The sequence below is a fragment of the Caballeronia fortuita genome (genome assembly GCF_001544835.2).
Lineage (GTDB): Bacteria > Pseudomonadota > Gammaproteobacteria > Burkholderiales > Burkholderiaceae > Caballeronia > Caballeronia fortuita.
This window is the reverse complement of record NZ_FCNX02000009.1, coordinates 67,989-85,405: the sequence shown is the minus strand read 5'-3', so window position 1 is coordinate 85,405 and position 17,417 is coordinate 67,989. Positions and strand designations below refer to the sequence as shown.

The following is a 17,417-nucleotide window of genomic DNA, read 5'->3' as shown; positions in this document are numbered from 1 at the left end:
AACTCTCGAAGGAGCATGTCATGAAGCTGAAGAACAAAGTAGCACTCGTCACCGGTGGGACGTCTGGTATTGGTTTCGAAGCGGCCCGGCTTTTTCAGGCAGAAGGCGCGCACGTTGTCGTCACCGGCACGAATCCGGAACGGCTCGGTGCGACCGCGCGCGAACTCGGCGATGACGCGCTCGTCCTCGCGGTCGATCTCCGCAAGGTCGACGAGATCGAACGTGCCATCGAAGAAATCCGCGCGAAGTTCGGCCGCATCGATGTCGTGTTCGCCAACGCGGGTGCTGGCTCCGCCGCGCCGCTCGAGGAAGTCACGCAAGAACAGATCGATGCGCAGTTCTCGCTCAACTTCCGCGGCTTGTTCTTCACGATTCAGAAAGCCGCGCCGTTGATGACGAAGGGCGGCAGCATCGTTGCAACGACGTCGTTCCTGAACGCGGTCGGCACGCCCGGTCTGTCGATTCTTTCGGCGACGAAGGCCGCGATTCGGTCGCTGGTGCGCTCGCTCGGCGCCGAACTCGCGCCGCGCGGCATTCGCGTCAACGCAATCAGCCCGGGGCCCATCGCAACGCCGTTTCATACCAAGCTCGGTTTGTCGGATGCGCAACTCTCGGAAACGGCCGCGGCAATTCAAGCGAAGATACCGCTGCAACGCTTTGGCGAAGCCTCCGAGATCGCGAAGGCTGCGCTGTATTTAGCGAGCGACGACGCGTCGTTCACGACGGGCACCGAACTCGTCGTCGATGGCGGATTGACGCAGTTCTGAAGCCGCGGCCCATGCGCAGGAGGTGCATTGACGCGCACCTCCGCAGCGATGATGATTCGTCCATCGCCACGAAACCATTCGCCCGATGAGAGCTCCGCACAACCTGAATGCGCTTCGTGCGTTCGAAGTGGTATCGCGACATCTGAGCTATCAGACGGCGGCGCAGGAACTGAATGTCACGCCCGCCGCGGTCGGTCATCTGATACGCGGGCTCGAAGACACGCTGGGCGTCGATCTCTTTCATCGCGCGACTTCAGGGACGACGCGTCTCGTCCTGACCGATGCCGGCCGCGCGTCGCTTCCCGCGCTGCAGGCCGGCTTCGATCTGTTGAGCGAGGCCGTCGAACAACTCAAGGCGAGCAAATCGCGCACGGTTTTCAACGTCACCGTGCCCGCGGCTTTCGCGGACAAGTGGCTCTTGAGACGCATCGAGCGCTTTCAGCGCAAGCATCTGTATTACGACATCCGCATCGACACGAGCAATCGTCTGCTGGACTTCGCCGCCGATCGCATCGACGCGGGTATCCGCTACGGTGCGGGCGTGTGGCCCGATCTGATGGCGACATTTCTCTTGCGCGACGAATTCTTCCCCGTGTGCAGTCCGGCCCTGCTCAAGGGAAAGCACGCGCTCAAGACGCCCGCCGACCTGGCGAATCATCTTCTGATCCATGATGTCTCCATGGAAACGACGGGACAGTTTCCGACATGGCGTTCATGGCTGCATAAAGCCGGCGTCAGGAAAGCAGTCGATAGCACGCGCGGCATCCATATAGACGATTCGGCCGCGGCGATCCAGACCGCGATATCCGGAAACGGCGTGACGCTGGGAAGGACCACGCTCGTCGAAAACGATCTGCTCGAAGGACGGCTCGCTCGCCCCTTCAAGGAAGCTCAGAGCTGCGAGCTCGCCTATTACCTCGTCCACACGAAAAGCAGCCGAAACGCGCCGGCTGTCGTTGCCTTCAAGGAGTGGCTCATCGAAGAAGCCGCTTCGGCTTGATCCTCGGCGCGCGGCGCACAACATCGGCTCGTTCGGCGGCGCACAGTTCAATCCTTACAAACATATAACAATGCGTCTGACTTCGCCGGACTGGCGAATGAGAAGGCTTAACCGAGGGGCGCTGCGCATTGCGGATCCGTCGACCTGCGACTGAACGCATCAACCGGACCGAGTGTTCGCAGCCTCGAAAAAAACCAATACTCGTGTGCCAGGGGGACGGTCAGATGCTGCATTCCCACTTCTTCGATTCTGTCGCGAACCAGCCGGAACAGCCTGCGTTATGGGTCGATGAACGTTTTTACAGCTACCGTGAAATCGAAACGCGGGCGCGTCGCCTGTCGGCGAGACTGGCGAGGTTCGCAGCAAGCCACGATACCGGTCGATGCCTGCTGTTCGCCCATCGCAGCGTCGACGCCTATGTCGGCATTCTCGGCATTCTCGATGCCGGCATGGCCTATGTGCCGCTCAATCCCAAGATGCCCGCCGCGCGCATCGCCGCCATCATCCGTCAATCCGGCGCGCCGTTGATGCTGGTCGATGAAGCTTGCGCCGCATCGCTCGACGAAGTGTTGTCCCTGGTCGACGATCCTCCTCGAATCCTTCGCTTCGACGCGGGCGCGCACGATTCGCGACCGTCATCGACTGCGCTGCATATGCAGAAGCGACGCGCCGCATGCGATGTCGCGTACATACTCTTCACGTCCGGCTCGACGGGAGCGCCCAAGGGCGTGCCGATCACCCATGCGAACGCCGACGCATACGTGAAGGGCCAGTTGCAGATCGTCGATAAGGTTCGCGATGCGCGCTACATGCAGCTATGCGAGTTGAGCTTCGATCCTTCCGTGCATGACATGTTCGTCTGCTGGGCGAACGGCGGCTGCCTGTACGTGCCCGAAAACGTCGATCCGGTCGGTAACGCGGCATTCGTCCAGACGCATCGGATCACGCACTGGAGCAGCGTGCCTTCGGTCGCCGGCATCATGCAGCAGATGCGCAAGCTGACGCCGGGCGCATTTCCGAGCATTCGCGTATCGATGTTCGGCGGCGAGCCGTTGCCGCGTTCGCTTGCGCAGGCGTGGATGCGAGCCACGCCGAACGGCCGGCTCTTGCATATGTACGGGCCGACCGAGGCGACCATCGCCTGTACGTGCTTCGAAGTCACGCCCGAATTCCTGGAAGATCCGCAGCACACGGTCATCCCGTTGGGTCGCGGACTGCCCGGCGTGGAACTGATGATCGTCGATGCCGCGCTCGAACCGGTCGATGCGGGACAGACGGGCGAACTGCTGATTGCAGGCCCGCAGCTCGCCGACGGTTATCTGTCGCCCGACGATCCCGGCAACAGCCGGTTCATCACGATGACGTATCCGGGCATGTCGGCGCATCGATGGTATCGATCCTCCGATGCCGCGCGCCAGACGTCACGCCACGGTTTCGTGTTTCAGGGACGTCTCGATACGCAAGTGAAGATTCGCGGCAACCGGCTCGAACTGGAAGAAGTCGAACATGTCGTGCAAATGTCCAGCCAGGCCGCGTCGTGCGCGGTTGTGCCGTGGCCGCTCGATGAAGTCGGGCGGCCAACGGGCCTCGTCGCGTTCGTGACGAATCCGGAGATCGAAAGCGCGCTCGTACTGCGGGCGTGCCGGCTACGCTTGCCGGTGTACGCGATGCCGCAACGGATCGTCGTCATCGATGCGTTCCCGCTGACGGTGAACGGCAAGATCGACAGAAAGGCGCTCGTGGCGTATTGCGCGCGCGGTGAAGTCGCTGCATGAGACGCATGCTCGCGTCCGGAACACGAGTTCCACCTGGGCGGGAGATCAAGCCGATGCGGTGACATCCCGCCGCCGGATGGCTTACTGCGACATCGCGCCCGACGCGGGATGGTCCATGCCCATCGCGTTGTTCTTCTTCATCTTGTCGCTCTTCTTCATCGAGTCGTGCGACATTCCATCCTTGCTCATCGAGTCGTGTGACATGCCGTTCTTGCTCATGGCGTCGTGAGACATGGCGTCGTTGGACATTGCGCCGCTCGCCTGGGCGAAAGCGGACGAAGCGCCGAGCGCCATTATGGTTGCGAACACTGCCGTCATCAGTCGTTTCATGGTGCATCTCCTTCGTGGGTTGAAAAGCAAGCGTGCGGTGCGGCGATCAGGAACCGCCGAACCAGTTGTAGCCCTGGTCGACCCAATAGCCGCCCGGATACGTATTGGTGACGAATAGCTCGACGATATGCTTCGGGTTCTTGTAGCCCAGCTTGGTCGGCATGCGCAGCTTCATCGGATAGCCGTACTTCGCGGGCAAACGCTCGCCGTCGTATTCGAACGTGAGCAAGGTCTGCGGATGCAGCGCCGTCGGCATGTCGATGCTTTCGTAGTAGTCGTCCGCACAGCGAAAGCCGACGTACTTCGCCGTCGTATCCGCGCCCACGCGGCGCAGGAATTCGGAGAACGGCGTGCCGCCCCATCGCCCGATGGCGCTCCAGCCTTCGACGCAGATATGCCGCGTGATCTGCTCCGCGTGCGGCAGCGCGTACAGCTCGGGCAAGGTCCACACGCGCTGGCCCGTCACGAGGCCGCTCACCTTCAGCCTGTAGTCGCCGCCATCGACATGCGGCACGTCGTCGATGCCGTAATACGCGTTGAACGGAAACGGCCGCGTGAGTTGCGCCTCGGTGTAGGTCGGCGCGAGACGCTTTGGATCGAACAGCAGCGCCTGCGCGCGATCGTTCAGGCGCGAGACGGCGGTGAGAAACTTGTTGACGGAGTCTTCGTCCGTGATCGAGCAGCCGGTCAGAAGCGAGAGGCCACCGAGCGTCAGAATGCGTTTGCCGAAGAGACGCCGCGAAGGCATGTCGAGTTCGCGGCGCGCGTCCGCTAGTATCGATGCGCGATCGAGCTTCATGATCTTTCTATCGTTCGTGTTCATGGCGAGTTCCCGATCAACGTCCGCGCAGCATCGTGAGAAGCGAACGCGGCACGAGCGCGACCATCGCGACATGCACGACCACGAACGCGGCCATCAAGGCCATCGCGCAAAAATGCACGATGCGCGCACGGTCATAGCCGCCCATCATTTCGCGCAGCAGCGGAAACTGCACCGACTTCCAGATCGCGAGACCGGACAACACGAGCACGATCAGATCGATCACGACGAAGAGATAAGCGAACTTCTGCACCGCGTTGTATCGACGAAGGTCGGCGTGCGAGAGTTTGCCGCTGAGTGCGTCGATCAGGTCGCGCAGCACGGCGCGCGGCGAGAGCGGGAAGAACTTCGCAAGAAAGCGCCCGCTCGCGAGATTCAGCGCGAGATACACGATGCCGTTGAACACGAGCAGCCACATCGCGGCGAAGTGCCATTGCAACGCGCCGCCGAGCCATCCGCCGAGCGTGATCGACGGCGGAATGACGATGCCGGGAAACACCGGCGATGCGTCGTAGATGCGCCAGCCCGAAAACATCATGATGAGCGCGGCGAGCGCGTTGAGCCAATGCGTGATGCGCAGCCAGAGCGGATGAATCGGCGGAACAGGTTGCGCGGTTTCGCGCGTCGGCGTGAGAGTCGTTTGCATGTCGATCACCGTGATGAATCGTCGATACGGGTGAATTCGTCGCGAGTCCGCATCCGGTTACAGCGGCTCGCATTTTTCTCTTAACTTTTCTGTAACCGATCGACGCGCCCGCGCGAACTAGCTGACAACACATGCAAGGAGGTGCGTCATGCGAATCCGCACGGCTTTCAACGCGCTTGCGCAATGAACGTTATGGAGCGCGACGACGCGTTCGCGGCCTTCGTGGGCGCTATTGCGGCGCATCGAGGCTTCGGCTATTCTGAAACGCCCGATCTAAAACCCGGTGCGCCCCGCGCGCGTATGCCGGGCACCGCGCATCGATCGCCGTCCGGCCGTCTCGCCAATACAGGAACCACCTTGCAAGAAGCGGAAAACCGCCTGAGGGCGCTTTTCATCGCCGGACTCGATGGCGACCAGAACGCATATCGCGGTTTTCTGCAGGCGCTTACGCGGCACTTGCGCGGCTATCTGCGCAGACGCATTCCGCAGCATCGCGACGATGTCGAGGATCTCGTTCAGGAGATCCTGCTCGCCGTGCATAATGCGCGTCACACCTATCGCACGAATGAACCGCTGACCGCGTGGCTGCATGCCATCGCGCGCTACAAGCTGATGGACTATTTCCGCTCGCGCGCACGCCGCGAATCCCTGAACGACCCGATCGACGATCACGCCGACCTGCTCGCCGTCCCCGACGACGAGCCCGCGCAGGCGCGCCGCGACATCGGCAAATTGCTGGAGGATTTGCCCGACAAGCAGCGCCTGCCGATCGTGCATATGAAGCTCGAAGGTCTGTCGGTGATGGAAACCGCGCGCATCACGGGACTCTCGGAATCGGCTGTCAAGGTCGGCGTGCATCGCGGGCTCAAGGCGCTCGCCGCGCGGCTTCGGGGACTGCGATGAAAACCGACGACCTCATCGGGCTGCTCTCCAATCAGGTGACGCGCATCGATCGCGGCGCGGTCGCACGGCGCTTTACCAGGGCGTTGATGCTTGGCGCACTCGGCTCGGTGCTCCTGATGGCCATCGTGTACGGCGTGCGGCCCGATCTTGCGAGCATCGCGCGCACGCCGGTCTTCTGGGCGAAGATCGCATATCCGTTCGTGGTGGCGATCGGCGCGTTCATCGCCGTGACGCGGCTCGGGCGTCCGGGCGTTCGCGCGGGTTATGCGTGGGCGCTCGTCGGCTTGCCGTTCGCCGCCGTGTGGATCGCGGGCTGGCTGGTGCTCGACGGCGCCGCGCCCGCGCAACGCCTGCCTATCGTGCTGGGTCAGTCGTGGCGCACGTGTCCGTTCAACATTCTTTTGCTGTCGGTGCCGACTTTCCCCGCCGTCTTCTGGGCGATGAAAAGTCTCGCGCCCACGCGGCTGCGGCTCGTGGGCGCCGTCGCCGGTTTGCTCGCGAGCGCCATCGCGACAGTCGCGTATTGCCTGCATTGCCCGGAGATGAGCCCGGCGTTCTGGAGCGTGTGGTATGCGATCGGCATGATGCTGCCCGCATGCATCGGCGCGTGGCTCGGACCGAAGCTGCTGCGCTGGTAATCAGTTCTTGCGCCGCGTGCGGGGCTGCGCGCCGATGAGCGCCAGCACCGGCCGCGCCGCGCCTTCGAGCAGCTCGCGCTTCGGATCGACACGCGCAAGCACGCGCAAACCCAGCAGCGAAGCGAGCAGCGCCTTCGCCGTGTCGGCGGTGTTCAGTGCGGCGGGAATCGAACCGTCCTTCTGACCCGCCGCGACGCAACGCGAGAAGAATCCTTCCATGTCCTTCAGCACGCCATTGAGCGCGCGATGAAACTGCTTGTCGTGCGGCGCGAGTTCTATCGTCGAATTGACGATGAGGCATCCCTTGCGATGCGGATCGCTCACGGAAAGCTGGATGATCTCTTCGAAGAATGCGGCGATCGCATCGCGCGGCGGCAAGTGATGTTCGAAACGCCGCACCCGGTCGCGAAAACCGCGCTCGACGTAACGATCGAGCGCGCGTTCATAGAGCGCGCGCTTGTCGCCGAACGCGTTGTAGAGGCTCGCGGCCGTGAGGCCCATGGTCGCGGCGAGATCGCGCACGGACGTCGCTTCATAACCATGCAACCAGAATTGCGCAGTGGCCGCGTCCAACGCGGCTTCGTCGTCGAACTCACGCGGGCGCGGCATGTTGCGGCTCCTCTTTTTTCACGCCGGCTTGGGGAAATTCGACGGGAACAGCGCGCGCTTCGTCTCGTCGTCGTTGACCGTCTTGAACGCGTGCTTCTTGTTCACGGCGCGCGCGCGTTCGACGGCGGGCCGCGCGTCGATCTTCGCAAACCAGCGCTTGAGTTCCGGATAAGGCGCGAGCGGGTCCTCGCTCGACTTGAACACGCGCGATGCCCGATCGATCCAGCCCCACGCGGACATGTCCACGATCGTATAGCCGTCGCCCACAATGTAATCGCGGCCCTTCAGCCTGTCGTTCAACACCTGATAGTGACGGTCCGCTTCCCGCCGATAGCGGTTCACCGCATAGTCGAGCCCTTCCGGCGCCGCGTACTGAAAGTGCACCGCCTGCCCGGAGAACGGCCCGAGGCCGCTTGCGACGAACATCAGCCAGGAAAGAAGCTGCGGACGATCTTCCGGCGCGCCCGCGAACTGGCCGGTCTTCTCCGCGAGATAGAGCAGGATCGCGGTGGAATCGAACACGGCAGCCGGCTTGCCGCCAGGACCTTCCGTGTCAACGATGGCGGGCACCTTGCCGTTCGGATTGATGGCGCGGAACGCGGGCGAATGCTGCTCGCCCTTGCTCGTGTCAACGGGCTTCAGTTCGTATGGCAACGCGGCTTCTTCGAGGAAAAGCGCGATCTTCGCCGGATTGGGCGTCGGATGAAAGTAAAACTCGATCATGCAGTCGTCTCCGTGTCGTGGCCGATGTCGGCTATTTTAGATCGAACGATCTAATACGCGCAAAAGCCGAAGCATCGCTACGTTTCGCAGGACCGCTCGATGCTGAAAGGACCATGAAGGTCGTCGCGTTGACGGCCACACTTACCGGGACCACACCATGACTCAATCCAACCGAACCGCAATGCAGGACAATAACTCGTCCAATTCACCCGACGAGCGCGAAAAGGACAATGAGGCCCGCGAAGCGCTCGATCGCGGCGACAAGGAAAAGATCGACAAGAAACTCGACGAGCTGGACGTATCGACGACGGAATCGGGAAAGGATCAGACATCGAAGCCGGATACGGAAGGATCGAATTCTTCGAGCAAGAATCTCGATGAACAGAACCATTGATCGATCCCCGACGCTCCGCCTCACCTGATCGTGCGGGCGGAGCAACCCATCGCACTTATCACTTCGGAACGCGCGCGACGATCTCACCGGTAGCGTCGACGATTGCGGTCCCGCCCGTCGGCGACGGCTCGACGGCATCCGCAAGCACGAGCTTTGGCGTGCCCGGTTCCGGCAGCGAAGCATTCGCTCCCATTGCCCCGATGACATCGGCGGTGGTCGCGGTGATGATCGAGAACAACTCGTTCGCATACGAGAAGAACGCGAGCGGCATTGCGGGCCGCGCTTCCGCTGCGTCGAGCGCGCCGGACTGCATTCGCACATTGGCGAGCGTGGACTGGATCGTCTTCTCGTTCAGTTCTCGCACGTGCTGAAACCCGAGCGCAACACTCGACGCTGCGCGCATGCTGGTCTCGAGGCTCGCCTGGGCGACAGAGAAAAACGGCTGCATCAGGACGGGATACATTTCGACTCTCCATGATGGGTAGAAGCCGGCGGACGTTCGCCGACGCTGCCGGGAAACAGCAACGGCTATGCCATCCACATCGGCACGGCGGTTGCTGTGATGAGCTTGCGTCGAGATTCAAACCGGAGAGCGCCGTTCGCACGCGCCACACGCTCGCCCAGTCATCGTTCACAGTCAAAGGAGTATCGATCATGAGCACGCCATCGCAGGATCCCGAACAAGGCAAAAAGCCCGACGACGACGAAACCTTCACCACGGACGTATCCGAAACGGACGACGAAGGCACGACAGTTCGCGAAGCCGAAGTAAAAAAAGACGATCTTTCCGAAGTCCAACGATCCGGCAACGAGCAAGGCGCGCAAAAGTAATGTTCGCACGCATTGGCCGCTTGATGCCGCGTTTGCGGGCAGCCCAAGCGGCACGCTGATTGCGGCAAGCAGGCCAGATGAAACCGCATCAATCCGTCGCGATCGCGACCCTGACTATCGGAGGCAAGCATGGCTGAAAACAACCGCGCGCTCGAACCCGTCGACGCTCTCGCAACCGAAAAATCCGACAGCACCTACGAATTTCCAACGAGCGAAAACATGTCATCGTCGAACGCTGACAACGGCAGCTTTCGCGAAGCGTCGAAGTCGTGGGACAAGGGTGGCGACGCCTCCTCCGCGAGCGATCTGCGTTTGAGCGCGAAGAACAAGTTTGCCGACGTGCAAGATGCGATGACCCGGAAATACCGCGCCGCCGCCGATACCACTGACGACTTCGTGCACGAAAATCCGTGGAAGGCGATCACGATGGCCACGCTGGTCGGCCTGGTCGTCGGAATGCTTGCCGCGCGTTGAGGAAACGATGAACGTTCCGGCTACGGAAGAGCAGATACGCGCGCTCGCTTATCGGCTATGGGAAGAAGCGGGCGGCCCCGAAGGCCGCTCGGGCGATTTCTGGGTCATGGCGCAGCAAAAGCTGGCGAGCGAACCGGGCATGGGCCACAACGAATTACAGGATCAACCGCCCGAGGCGCAGGGAACGGCATGACGCTCATGGCGCGCGCGGGAACACGGCCGCGCGCACCCGCCGTCTAGCTGACGAACACGACGTCCTGATCGAACGAATGCCCGCAGGAGAAGCATGCGATGCGGCCGACGCGCAGTTGCAACAGCACTTGTTCGAGTCCGCGCACTTCGCCGCCGTCCTTTCGCCTGCCGACCACGCTCGCGCGAAACGCCTCGGTGCTGTCGCGCCGGATCGCCATGAGGCGCCGTACAGCGCCGTGCCGATTAGTGAAGTATCGATTCATGGACGCCGATCGTAGCGCGGCTTTCCTTAAGCCAATGTTATGCAGGTCACACCGCGGCCGAACAAGCGCAAGGCATCAGCAGCGATCGATGGTTCCGGTGAGTTGCGACGCCGTGACCGGCTTGCGCAGACAGCCATCGAATTGCACGGAAGTGGCCGCGTCGAAGTCCTGGTTGCCGGTCACCGCGACGATGCACGCGTCGTTCGACGCGCCCGCGCAGCGTATGTACTCGCAGAGCTTGCGGCCGTCCATGTCGGGTAAGCCGATGTCCATGAAAACGGTGTCGTAGCGCGTCTGGCCCGCCATCTGTAACGCCTCCCCGCCCGTTCGCGCGATATCCGCACGATGTCCGAGCGATGCGGCCAATTCCGCAAACGCTGCCGCTACGTTTTCATCGTCTTCGACGAACAGGAACATCATGGTCGATTCCGTCCGATTCCGGCACGGTCTCCGCGGCAAAAGGTCATACACGTGTATTCGAGGTGTTGAGCATGTTGTGTGCCGCGTCGTCGCCTGGATCGACGAGGCCGATGCAGGCGCGGAACGAAATATGCTCGTTGCCGATTGCAAGGAGGAGCGGCGATCGAACGCCGGTAAAACGTCATGAGCGCGAGAACCCGCACACTGTCGATTTTTCCTGCGTTGGCGCTTTTGCTGGCGGGATGCGTCGGCGAGCCGCCTCCGCCCGGCCGATATCTCAGCGATACCGAGTGCCGCGACCTGACCGCGCTTCGCACCAACGCGCATCCGACGATGGCGGAGCATCAGAGCGAACTCGTCGCGCTGCGCAAGGCGGGCTACGACCCGCCGCCGTTCTACGACGATCCGTACTACCCCGAGGACTTGCAGGCGGCGCAACGCCTCGTCGACTATTGGTATCAGACGGAATGTGTCCGGCCGCAAGGCCAGTGAACTGCGAGCGCGTTACGGCTGTGCCGCCTTTGCCCCTTCGCCGCGCAGCCATTCCGCGAACGCCTGCACGGAGTCCTCGCTCGCGAACGAAGGCGCGATATCGAGCCAGTAGCCATACGGCCCGGTCGATTCCACCGGCGACAGCAGCACCAGCGCGCCATCGTGGAGTTCGTCGGCGATCATGTTGCGATCGACGACCGCCAGTCCAGAACCCGCGCGCGCCGCGTGAATGGCCTGATCGAGCGTCGAAAACTCGATGCCCTTCTCGCCGAACGTGCGCGGCAATCCGGCGGCGTCGAGCCAGTTGGGCCACAGGGTGAGGCGCGTATCGTTGTGCAGGACATGCAACGCGGGCAGCCGTTCGAGCAGCGCTTCGACCGGCTGCCCCGCGAACTTCATCGTGCCGACGAGCACATGCCGCTCGATGAACAGCAACTCCGAGCGATGATCCGCCCGCGCCTCGTAACCGAAGCGAATGCTGCATTGGCGGTCATCGGCAACATCGGTGCGAAGGGAAAGATCGATGTCGGGCACCGCGTCCATCAGCGAGCCGAGCCGCGGAGACAGCCAGCGCGTCGCGAACGTGGGCGGCGCGCTCACGGTCAGGCGCTTGCGTTCGCCGCGTCGCACGGTCGAAAGGGATCGCGTCACGCGCTCGATCGAATCGAACGCATCGGACAGACACGCGAGCAGTTCGGCGCCCTGTTTCGTCAGCCGGATGCCCTTGTGATCGCGATCGAAGAGCTTTGTGCCGAGCGCATCTTCCAGCAGGCGAATCTGCCGGCTCACCGCGCCCGGCGTCACGCACAACGCCGCCGCCGACTTGTTGAAGCTCATGTGCCGCGCGCTCTCCTCGAAGAAGCGCAACGCGGTCAGGGATGGCAGTCGCCGCACGGATGTCGTCTCCTAACTGCGCGCGCCTCGTTTGCCGCCGAAAGCGCCTGTCTGTTTTTCGATCTCTTCGCGCAGCCATGCCCGAAAGAGCGCGACTTGCGGCGAATCTTCCTGACCGGTGCGCGTGACGAGCCAGTACGACTGATGCCCGTCCACTTCGACATCGAGTATCGGCACGAGCGCGCCCTGCCCCATCTCGTGCGCAATCATGTGACGATCCGCGATCGTGACGCCGAGACCATCGGTTGCCGCGCGGATCGCGTGATCGAGCAGATCGAATTCGCAGCCGCCGCGCGTATCGACATCATCGATATTCGCTGCCTTGAGCCAATGTTGCCATGTGAGATAGCGCTGATCGTTGGCCGCGAGCACATGCAGCAGCGGAAGATCGTTCAGATCGATGTCCGATGGCTCGCACTCGCCCAGGAGCGTCGGCGAACAGACGGCGATATGCCGCTCGTTCATCAGCAACTGATTGTCGAGACTGTTCCACTCGCCGTTGCCGAAGCGGATCGCGCAGTCGAGCGCGCCCGATTCGACGATATCGTCCTTCAGGCGCGTGGTCAGCGTGATTTCGACTTCCGGCGCGGCCGCGCGCAGCGCTGGCAGACGCGGCATCAGCCAGCGGCTTGCAAAAGTGGGCGGCGCATTGACGCGCAGGCGCCTCAGGTGCGTGCGCTCCTGAATGCTGCGCACCGTCAGTTCGATGCGGTCGAACGACATCTTGAGCGCCTGCAACAGCAGCCGCCCGGTCGCCGACAACTCCAGATAATGGTGACGCCGCAGCAGCAGCGGCTCGCCGAGCTGCGTTTCGAGCTGGCGCACCTGACGGCTCACCGCGCTTTGCGTCACATGCAGCATTTCGGCCGCGCGTGTGAAGCTGCCGGTATGCCCGGCAACTTCGAATGCCCTGAGCGCGTTCAGGGCAGGCATTTTTCGCTTCAAATCGGTCTCCTTTCCTTGCGTTCGATGCGCGAATTGAACACGCATCGACGCCGGAACGTGCCGCTCTCAGGCGACATTTTACGAATCGAGGCAAATTATGCCGCTTCAGGCGATTGCCGCTGGCTCCGCGGGCGCGCCGACTTGTTCGATGACCGTGCGGGCATCGTCGAGAATCATGTCCGCGCCCTTTTCCGCGACCATCATGACGGGCGCGTTGAGATTGCCCGACGTGATGTTCGGAAATATCGACGCATCCACGATACGCAGGCCCGCTACGCCATGCACGCGCAGGCGCTCGTCGACGACGGCGGTGCGCGCGTCCGGACCCATCGCGCAGGAACCGCACAGATGGTAGATCGAACCCGACTGCTCGCGGAAATACTCGAGCATGTCGGCGTCGCTCTTCACGTCCGGTCCGGGCGAGATTTCCTCCGCCGTAATCGCGCGCAGCGCGGGCGAACTCATGATCTTGCGCACGAGCTTGCTGCCCTGCACGACTTCGCGAATGTCCTTCGGCGTCGTCAGTGCGTTGATGCTGATCTTCGCGGCGTCTTCCACGCGATTCGACGCGATCTCGATCGAACCGCGGCTCGTCGGACGGCACGGGTTGAAGCACAGCAAAAAGCCCGAGTACGGTTCCGGTTCGAGCTGCGCCTTGCTGCTCTTCGGAATGCGATACGACAGCGGATTGAAATACAGTTGCAGGTTCGGCTGCGCTTCGTCGTCATCGCCCTTGAAGAAGCCGCCCGACTGGTTGACGCTCATCGAGAGCGGGCCCTTGCGCGATGTCAGATAGCGCAGCGCGGCCTTCGCCTTGCCGAAGAGCGAGCCGAGTTCGTCGTTCAGCGTTTCGATCGTCGCGCGATAGTAGAAACTCACGCACAGATGATCCTGCAGATTCTTGCCGACGGCCGGCAACGCGTGCACGACGGAAATGCCGTGTTTTTCGAGCAGGGCGCTGTCGCCGAGACCGGAAAGCTGCATGAGCTTCGGCGAATCGACCGCGCCCGCCGACAGGATCACTTCACGCTTCGCGCGGAATTGCAGCGCTTCGCCGTTGCGCGTCGCCATGACGCCGGTCGCGCGCTTGCCGTCGAACGTCACGCGGCTCACGCTGACATTGCGCTCCACGCGCAGATTCTTGCGCCCGAGCACCGGATGCAGATATTCGAAGCTGCTCGACGAACGCTCGCCCTTGCGCGCGTTGATGTCGTAGACGGTCGCGCCTTCGTAGTCCGCGCCGTTGATGTCGCCGGTGACGGGAAAGCCCGCCTGCCGCGCGCCTTCGAGAAAGGTGCCGCTGATCGGATGCGCGCCGTCTTTCATCGACGAAATCCTGATCTTGCCGCTCGCACCGTGATAAGGCGTATCGCCGGCCCAGTGCGATTCGAGACGGCGGAAATACGGCAGCACGTCGCTATAGCCCCAGCCGGCGTTGCCCGCGCGCGACCAGTCGTCGAAATCGTGCGGCTGACCGCGCACGTAGATCATCGCGTTGATCGAGCCGGAGCCGCCCTGCACCTTGCCGCGCGGACAATATAGCGAGCGGTCCTTCAGTTGCGCTTCCGGCTCGCTGTAGTACATCCAGTTGTATTCCGGGTTGTAGTAGGTCTTCGTGAAACCAACCGGAATCTTGAACCAGAACGAGTCGTCCTTGCCGCCCGCCTCGAGCAGCAGCACCGAATGCTCGCCGGACTCGGTTAGACGATTGGCGAGAATGCAGCCCGCCGAACCCGCGCCCACGATGATGTAATCGAATTCCATGCTTTATTTGCCTTTCGTTCAGCCCTTCGCGGGCGCGAGATCCTTCACGTCGGCGGGCTTCGCCGCCATCTGCAGGTGCAGACGCTCACCCGTGTACGGCGTATGCGCGCGCACGACGTCCATATTCAGTTCGACGCCGAGACCCGGTTCCGTCGACGGAACGATGTAGCCGTCTTCCCAGCGGATCTTCGACTTGAGCACGTCGGCGTGGAAACCGTCCCACGTGCCGATGCTTTCCTGAATCAGGAAGTTCGGCGAACACGCGGCGATCTGGATGCTCGCCGCCGCGCCGACCGGACCGTTGTAGAGATGCGGCGCGATCTGCGCGTAGTGCACCTCGGCGAGACTCGCGATCTTCTTCGCTTCCAGCAGACCGCCCACGCGTCCGACGTTGAATTGCAGGATCGATGCTGCTTTCGCTTCGAGCAGCTTGAAGAATTCGTACTTGGTCGTGAGGCGCTCGCCCGCCGCGATCGGAATACTGGTTTTCGCGGCGACTTGCGCCATCGCGTCTTCCTGTCCCGGCGGCACCGGCTCTTCGAACCACAGCGGATCGAACTTTTCGAGGCGTTGCGCGAGGCGGATCGCCGACGACGGCACCATCTGGCCGTGCGTGCCGAACAGCAGATCGGCCTTGCTGCCGACGGCCTCGCGCACCTTGCGGCAGAACGTCTCGCAGCGATCCATCACTTCGAGCGAAATCTGATGGCCGGAATACGCGGTGTACGGACCGGCCGGATCGAACTTGACTGCCGTGAAGCCGAGCGCGACGTTGTGCGCGGCGCATTCGGCGGCGAGGTCGGGGTCGTCGTAGTCGTATTCGCCGCGCGCGTTCTTCGGATAGAGATACGTGTACGAACGCAGCCGGTCATGCACGCGTCCGCCGAGCAGTTCGTACACCGGCTTGTTCGCCGCCTTGCCGATGATGTCCCAGCACGCCATTTCCAGGCCGCTCGCGACGCCCATCATCGTGAGGTCGGGGCGCTGCGTGAAGCCGCTCGAATACGCTTCGCGATAGAAACGCTCGACATGATGCGGATCGTGGCCGAGCAGATAGCGCTCGAACACGTCTTCGATGATCGGCGCCATCGCCTTCGGATGGAACGTCGCGGAATAGATTTCGCCGACGCCTTCGATGCCGCACGCGGTGCGCAGCTTCACGAAAATCCAGTACATGCCGCCGACGTGCGGCGGCGGCACCGCGACGATGTGCGTTTCCAGCGCGGCGATCTTCATGATTGCGCTCCCTGCTTGCTAAGTCGAAGTTTGAACATGATTGCCGCCACGCCGCCGAGCGCGGACATGAAGGCGATATAACCGAAATACAGCTGATAGCCGTGAACGCCCGGATAGTTCTGCGTCAGATAGCCGTTGATGAGCGGCAGCACAGCATCGGGCGAATAGCCGACGACGGACACGAGACCGATCGCGAGGCCCATCGTTTCGGCGGGCACCTTGCACTGATCGAGCAGCGACCAGTAGAGGCCGCGAATCGCATACGTCATCACGCCGATGAACAGCACGAGCACCGCGACGAGCACATGGCTCGAAATGGCGGGCGCGGCCATCAGCACCAGCAGCGCGGCGGATGCCGAGAACAGCGCGACGATGAGCACGCTCGTCTTCGAGAAACGGTCGCCGAGAAAGCCGCCGCCGATGCCGCCGATCGGGCGCATCCAGAGTTTCAGCGTCGTGATGAAGCCGGCCAGCACGACCGTCAAGCCGATTTCCTTCTCGTGCAGATAAGCCGAGAAGCTATACGTCGACCAGAAAACCTGATAGCCGCAGAACACGATGGCCGACAGCAGCGCGAGTTGCGGATTCTTCACGAGCGTGGCGAGGTCGCGCAGCACGTTGCGCTTTTCGCGCTTCGCTGCCCCGGCCTGCGCGCCTTGCGGATCGCGCACGAGACCGAGCACCACGCCAAGCCCGATACACAGGAACGCGTACATATAGACGACGAGCCGGAAGCCCGCCGTGGCCGATTCGCCGCGCGTCTGCGTGGTCCACGCGAACAGCCCGATCGCGATGGTCGCGAGCAGCGCTTCGATCAGCCCGCGCCCGCCGTCGAGAAAGCCGAAGAAGCGGCCTTGCTCGTCGGCGGCGGCGATCGTCTGCACGCGCTTGATGATCGCGGCCCAGAACGTGAGGCCGGTCGTCAGGCCCCAGCCGCCGAAGATCACGACTAGCGCACCGAACGAAGGCGCGGTGGAATACCACAGCCCGAGCGCGCCTGTCGCGATCAGCGAGAAGCTGATGAGCAGGCGCGGCGCGACGCGGTCCGCGAGCCAGCCGCTCGGCAGATAGCACACCAGGAAGATCGTGCCGAGCGCGGAGTAGAGATAGCCGAGTTGCGCCTCGGTGATGTGAAAGACTTCGAGCATCGTCGGCTGATAAACCTGCCGGAGATACAGAATCGGATAGATCGCGCCAGCGGCGATCACGAGCAACGCAAGCTGGATATAGCGGTCGGCGCGCGTGCTTGCGCGCGGTGCGCTCACGCTCTGGCTGGATTGAACGGAATTCGACGACACAGG

The 17,417-nt window shown here is 62.7% G+C and carries 23 protein-coding genes; 10 read left to right on the top strand and 13 right to left on the bottom strand.

Features of this window, described 5'->3' with window-relative positions; genetic code table 11:
• Positions 1-20 precede the first annotated feature (20 nt).
• The 3 genes from AWB77_RS18295 to AWB77_RS18285 all read left to right on the top strand — a co-directional run bounded on the left by AWB77_RS18295 (position 21) and on the right by AWB77_RS18285 (position 3,542).
• Entirely contained in the window at positions 21-767 is a 747-nt protein-coding gene (locus AWB77_RS18295) for an SDR family oxidoreductase (RefSeq protein ID WP_061135866.1), read from the top strand.
• Between the two features lie 85 nt (positions 768-852).
• Positions 853-1,767 carry a transcriptional regulator GcvA gene (gcvA, locus tag AWB77_RS18290; protein WP_061135865.1) on the top strand — a complete coding sequence of 305 codons (915 nt, stop codon included), beginning with the start codon at positions 853-855 and terminating at the stop codon, positions 1,765-1,767.
• A gap of 224 nt (positions 1,768-1,991) precedes the next feature.
• Positions 1,992-3,542: an amino acid adenylation domain-containing protein gene (locus AWB77_RS18285; protein ID WP_061135864.1), complete on the top strand. Its 1,551-nt coding sequence runs from the start codon at positions 1,992-1,994 to the stop codon at positions 3,540-3,542.
• 81 nt (positions 3,543-3,623) lie between these two features.
• On the opposite strand, the gene AWB77_RS18280 is transcribed toward AWB77_RS18285, so the two are convergent.
• From AWB77_RS18280 to AWB77_RS18270, 3 genes are read right to left on the bottom strand one after another with little or no spacing between them, the layout of a single operon-like run.
• A complete protein-coding gene (locus AWB77_RS18280) occupies positions 3,624-3,872 on the bottom strand; it encodes a pentapeptide MXKDX repeat protein (protein ID WP_061135863.1) in 249 nt (82 codons plus the stop codon).
• Between the two features lie 46 nt (positions 3,873-3,918).
• Positions 3,919-4,695: a molybdopterin-dependent oxidoreductase gene (locus AWB77_RS18275; protein ID WP_061135862.1), complete on the bottom strand. Its 777-nt coding sequence runs from the start codon at positions 4,693-4,695 to the stop codon at positions 3,919-3,921.
• A gap of 13 nt (positions 4,696-4,708) precedes the next feature.
• A complete protein-coding gene (locus AWB77_RS18270) occupies positions 4,709-5,338 on the bottom strand; it encodes a cytochrome b/b6 domain-containing protein (RefSeq protein ID WP_061136063.1) in 630 nt (209 codons plus the stop codon).
• Positions 5,339-5,695: 357 nt separating this feature from the next.
• On the opposite strand from AWB77_RS18270, the gene AWB77_RS18265 reads away from it, so the two are divergent.
• Positions 5,696-6,241 (top strand): sigma-70 family RNA polymerase sigma factor, encoded by a 546-nt coding sequence (locus AWB77_RS18265; RefSeq protein WP_061136062.1) that lies wholly within the window; start codon positions 5,696-5,698, stop codon positions 6,239-6,241.
• Positions 6,238-6,879, top strand: a complete 642-nt coding sequence (locus AWB77_RS18260; protein WP_061135861.1) for a DUF1109 domain-containing protein — start codon at positions 6,238-6,240, stop codon at positions 6,877-6,879. The genes AWB77_RS18265 and AWB77_RS18260 overlap by 4 nt, the downstream gene beginning before the upstream one ends.
• On the opposite strand, the gene AWB77_RS18255 is transcribed toward AWB77_RS18260, so the two are convergent.
• Positions 6,880-7,488: a TetR/AcrR family transcriptional regulator gene (locus tag AWB77_RS18255; protein WP_061135860.1), complete on the bottom strand. Its 609-nt coding sequence runs from the start codon at positions 7,486-7,488 to the stop codon at positions 6,880-6,882.
• Between the two features lie 18 nt (positions 7,489-7,506).
• Complete coding sequence (locus AWB77_RS18250; RefSeq protein WP_061135859.1) at positions 7,507-8,211, bottom strand: glutathione S-transferase family protein; 705 nt, start codon at positions 8,209-8,211, stop codon at positions 7,507-7,509.
• Between the two features lie 181 nt (positions 8,212-8,392).
• Between AWB77_RS18250 and AWB77_RS18245 the strand changes: the two genes are divergently transcribed.
• On the top strand, positions 8,393-8,605 hold the full coding sequence (locus AWB77_RS18245) for a hypothetical protein (RefSeq protein ID WP_082852679.1): 213 nt from the start codon (positions 8,393-8,395) through the stop codon (positions 8,603-8,605).
• A 58-nt stretch (positions 8,606-8,663) separates the two neighbouring features.
• Here AWB77_RS18245 and AWB77_RS18240 read toward each other — a convergent pair whose 3' ends face one another.
• A complete protein-coding gene (locus AWB77_RS18240) occupies positions 8,664-9,068 on the bottom strand; it encodes a hypothetical protein (RefSeq protein ID WP_061135857.1) in 405 nt (134 codons plus the stop codon).
• A gap of 191 nt (positions 9,069-9,259) precedes the next feature.
• Between AWB77_RS18240 and AWB77_RS36400 the strand changes: the two genes are divergently transcribed.
• The 3 genes from AWB77_RS36400 (at position 9,260) to AWB77_RS18230 (ending at position 10,103) form a co-directional block, all read left to right on the top strand.
• Positions 9,260-9,436, top strand: coding sequence for a hypothetical protein (locus AWB77_RS36400; protein WP_167354155.1), 177 nt, complete (start codon positions 9,260-9,262; stop codon positions 9,434-9,436).
• Positions 9,437-9,565: 129 nt separating this feature from the next.
• Positions 9,566-9,910 carry an ElaB/YgaM/YqjD family protein gene (locus AWB77_RS18235; RefSeq protein ID WP_061135856.1) on the top strand — a complete coding sequence of 115 codons (345 nt, stop codon included), beginning with the start codon at positions 9,566-9,568 and terminating at the stop codon, positions 9,908-9,910.
• A gap of 7 nt (positions 9,911-9,917) precedes the next feature.
• Positions 9,918-10,103 carry a DUF2934 domain-containing protein gene (locus tag AWB77_RS18230; RefSeq protein WP_061135855.1) on the top strand — a complete coding sequence of 62 codons (186 nt, stop codon included), beginning with the start codon at positions 9,918-9,920 and terminating at the stop codon, positions 10,101-10,103.
• Between the two features lie 43 nt (positions 10,104-10,146).
• Here AWB77_RS18230 and AWB77_RS35855 read toward each other — a convergent pair whose 3' ends face one another.
• Complete coding sequence (locus tag AWB77_RS35855) at positions 10,147-10,320, bottom strand: hypothetical protein (RefSeq protein ID WP_167354154.1); 174 nt, start codon at positions 10,318-10,320, stop codon at positions 10,147-10,149.
• Between the two features lie 120 nt (positions 10,321-10,440).
• Positions 10,441-10,836, bottom strand: coding sequence for a response regulator (locus AWB77_RS18225; protein ID WP_445343886.1), 396 nt, complete (start codon positions 10,834-10,836; stop codon positions 10,441-10,443).
• Between the two features lie 132 nt (positions 10,837-10,968).
• Here AWB77_RS18225 and AWB77_RS18220 point away from each other — a divergent pair, with 132 nt between their 5' ends.
• Positions 10,969-11,277, top strand: coding sequence for a DUF4148 domain-containing protein (locus tag AWB77_RS18220; RefSeq protein WP_061135853.1), 309 nt, complete (start codon positions 10,969-10,971; stop codon positions 11,275-11,277).
• A gap of 12 nt (positions 11,278-11,289) precedes the next feature.
• On the opposite strand, the gene AWB77_RS18215 is transcribed toward AWB77_RS18220, so the two are convergent.
• From AWB77_RS18215 to AWB77_RS18195, 5 genes are all read right to left on the bottom strand, one after another.
• The gene (locus AWB77_RS18215) at positions 11,290-12,171 is read right to left on the bottom strand and encodes a LysR substrate-binding domain-containing protein (RefSeq protein ID WP_061135852.1); all 882 of its coding nucleotides are present in this window, start codon (positions 12,169-12,171) and stop codon (positions 11,290-11,292) included.
• A gap of 12 nt (positions 12,172-12,183) precedes the next feature.
• The gene (locus AWB77_RS18210; protein ID WP_061135851.1) at positions 12,184-13,104 is read right to left on the bottom strand and encodes a LysR substrate-binding domain-containing protein; all 921 of its coding nucleotides are present in this window, start codon (positions 13,102-13,104) and stop codon (positions 12,184-12,186) included.
• A 117-nt stretch (positions 13,105-13,221) separates the two neighbouring features.
• Positions 13,222-14,880, bottom strand: coding sequence for a GMC family oxidoreductase (locus AWB77_RS18205; RefSeq protein ID WP_061135850.1), 1,659 nt, complete (start codon positions 14,878-14,880; stop codon positions 13,222-13,224).
• Positions 14,881-14,898: 18 nt separating this feature from the next.
• Positions 14,899-16,116 carry a mandelate racemase/muconate lactonizing enzyme family protein gene (locus tag AWB77_RS18200; RefSeq protein WP_061135849.1) on the bottom strand — a complete coding sequence of 406 codons (1,218 nt, stop codon included), beginning with the start codon at positions 16,114-16,116 and terminating at the stop codon, positions 14,899-14,901.
• Positions 16,113-17,414 (bottom strand): MFS transporter, encoded by a 1,302-nt coding sequence (locus AWB77_RS18195; protein ID WP_061135848.1) that lies wholly within the window; start codon positions 17,412-17,414, stop codon positions 16,113-16,115. The genes AWB77_RS18200 and AWB77_RS18195 overlap by 4 nt, the downstream gene beginning before the upstream one ends.
• Positions 17,415-17,417 lie beyond the last annotated feature (3 nt).

What these genes read in the sequence shown, in the direction of transcription:
- AWB77_RS18295 (WP_061135866.1), top strand. Translation starts at nt 21, where the DNA reads ATGAAGCTGAAGAACAAAGTAGCACTCGTCACCGGTGGGACGTCTGGT.
- gcvA (WP_061135865.1), top strand. Translation starts at nt 853, where the DNA reads ATGAGAGCTCCGCACAACCTGAATGCGCTTCGTGCGTTCGAAGTGGTA.
- AWB77_RS18285 (WP_061135864.1), top strand. Translation starts at nt 1,992, where the DNA reads ATGCTGCATTCCCACTTCTTCGATTCTGTCGCGAACCAGCCGGAACAG.
- AWB77_RS18280 (WP_061135863.1), bottom strand. Translation starts at nt 3,872, where the DNA reads ATGAAACGACTGATGACGGCAGTGTTCGCAACCATAATGGCGCTCGGC.
- AWB77_RS18275 (WP_061135862.1), bottom strand. Translation starts at nt 4,695, where the DNA reads ATGAACACGAACGATAGAAAGATCATGAAGCTCGATCGCGCATCGATA.
- AWB77_RS18270 (WP_061136063.1), bottom strand. Translation starts at nt 5,338, where the DNA reads ATGCAAACGACTCTCACGCCGACGCGCGAAACCGCGCAACCTGTTCCG.
- AWB77_RS18260 (WP_061135861.1), top strand. Translation starts at nt 6,238, where the DNA reads ATGAAAACCGACGACCTCATCGGGCTGCTCTCCAATCAGGTGACGCGC.
- AWB77_RS18255 (WP_061135860.1), bottom strand. Translation starts at nt 7,488, where the DNA reads ATGCCGCGCCCGCGTGAGTTCGACGACGAAGCCGCGTTGGACGCGGCC.
- AWB77_RS18250 (WP_061135859.1), bottom strand. Translation starts at nt 8,211, where the DNA reads ATGATCGAGTTTTACTTTCATCCGACGCCCAATCCGGCGAAGATCGCG.
- AWB77_RS18245 (WP_082852679.1), top strand. Translation starts at nt 8,393, where the DNA reads ATGCAGGACAATAACTCGTCCAATTCACCCGACGAGCGCGAAAAGGAC.
- AWB77_RS18240 (WP_061135857.1), bottom strand. Translation starts at nt 9,068, where the DNA reads ATGTATCCCGTCCTGATGCAGCCGTTTTTCTCTGTCGCCCAGGCGAGC.
- AWB77_RS36400 (WP_167354155.1), top strand. Translation starts at nt 9,260, where the DNA reads ATGAGCACGCCATCGCAGGATCCCGAACAAGGCAAAAAGCCCGACGAC.
- AWB77_RS18235 (WP_061135856.1), top strand. Translation starts at nt 9,566, where the DNA reads ATGGCTGAAAACAACCGCGCGCTCGAACCCGTCGACGCTCTCGCAACC.
- AWB77_RS18230 (WP_061135855.1), top strand. Translation starts at nt 9,918, where the DNA reads ATGAACGTTCCGGCTACGGAAGAGCAGATACGCGCGCTCGCTTATCGG.
- AWB77_RS35855 (WP_167354154.1), bottom strand. Translation starts at nt 10,320, where the DNA reads ATGGCGATCCGGCGCGACAGCACCGAGGCGTTTCGCGCGAGCGTGGTC.
- AWB77_RS18220 (WP_061135853.1), top strand. Translation starts at nt 10,969, where the DNA reads ATGAGCGCGAGAACCCGCACACTGTCGATTTTTCCTGCGTTGGCGCTT.
- AWB77_RS18210 (WP_061135851.1), bottom strand. Translation starts at nt 13,104, where the DNA reads ATGCCTGCCCTGAACGCGCTCAGGGCATTCGAAGTTGCCGGGCATACC.
- AWB77_RS18205 (WP_061135850.1), bottom strand. Translation starts at nt 14,880, where the DNA reads ATGGAATTCGATTACATCATCGTGGGCGCGGGTTCGGCGGGCTGCATT.
- AWB77_RS18200 (WP_061135849.1), bottom strand. Translation starts at nt 16,116, where the DNA reads ATGAAGATCGCCGCGCTGGAAACGCACATCGTCGCGGTGCCGCCGCCG.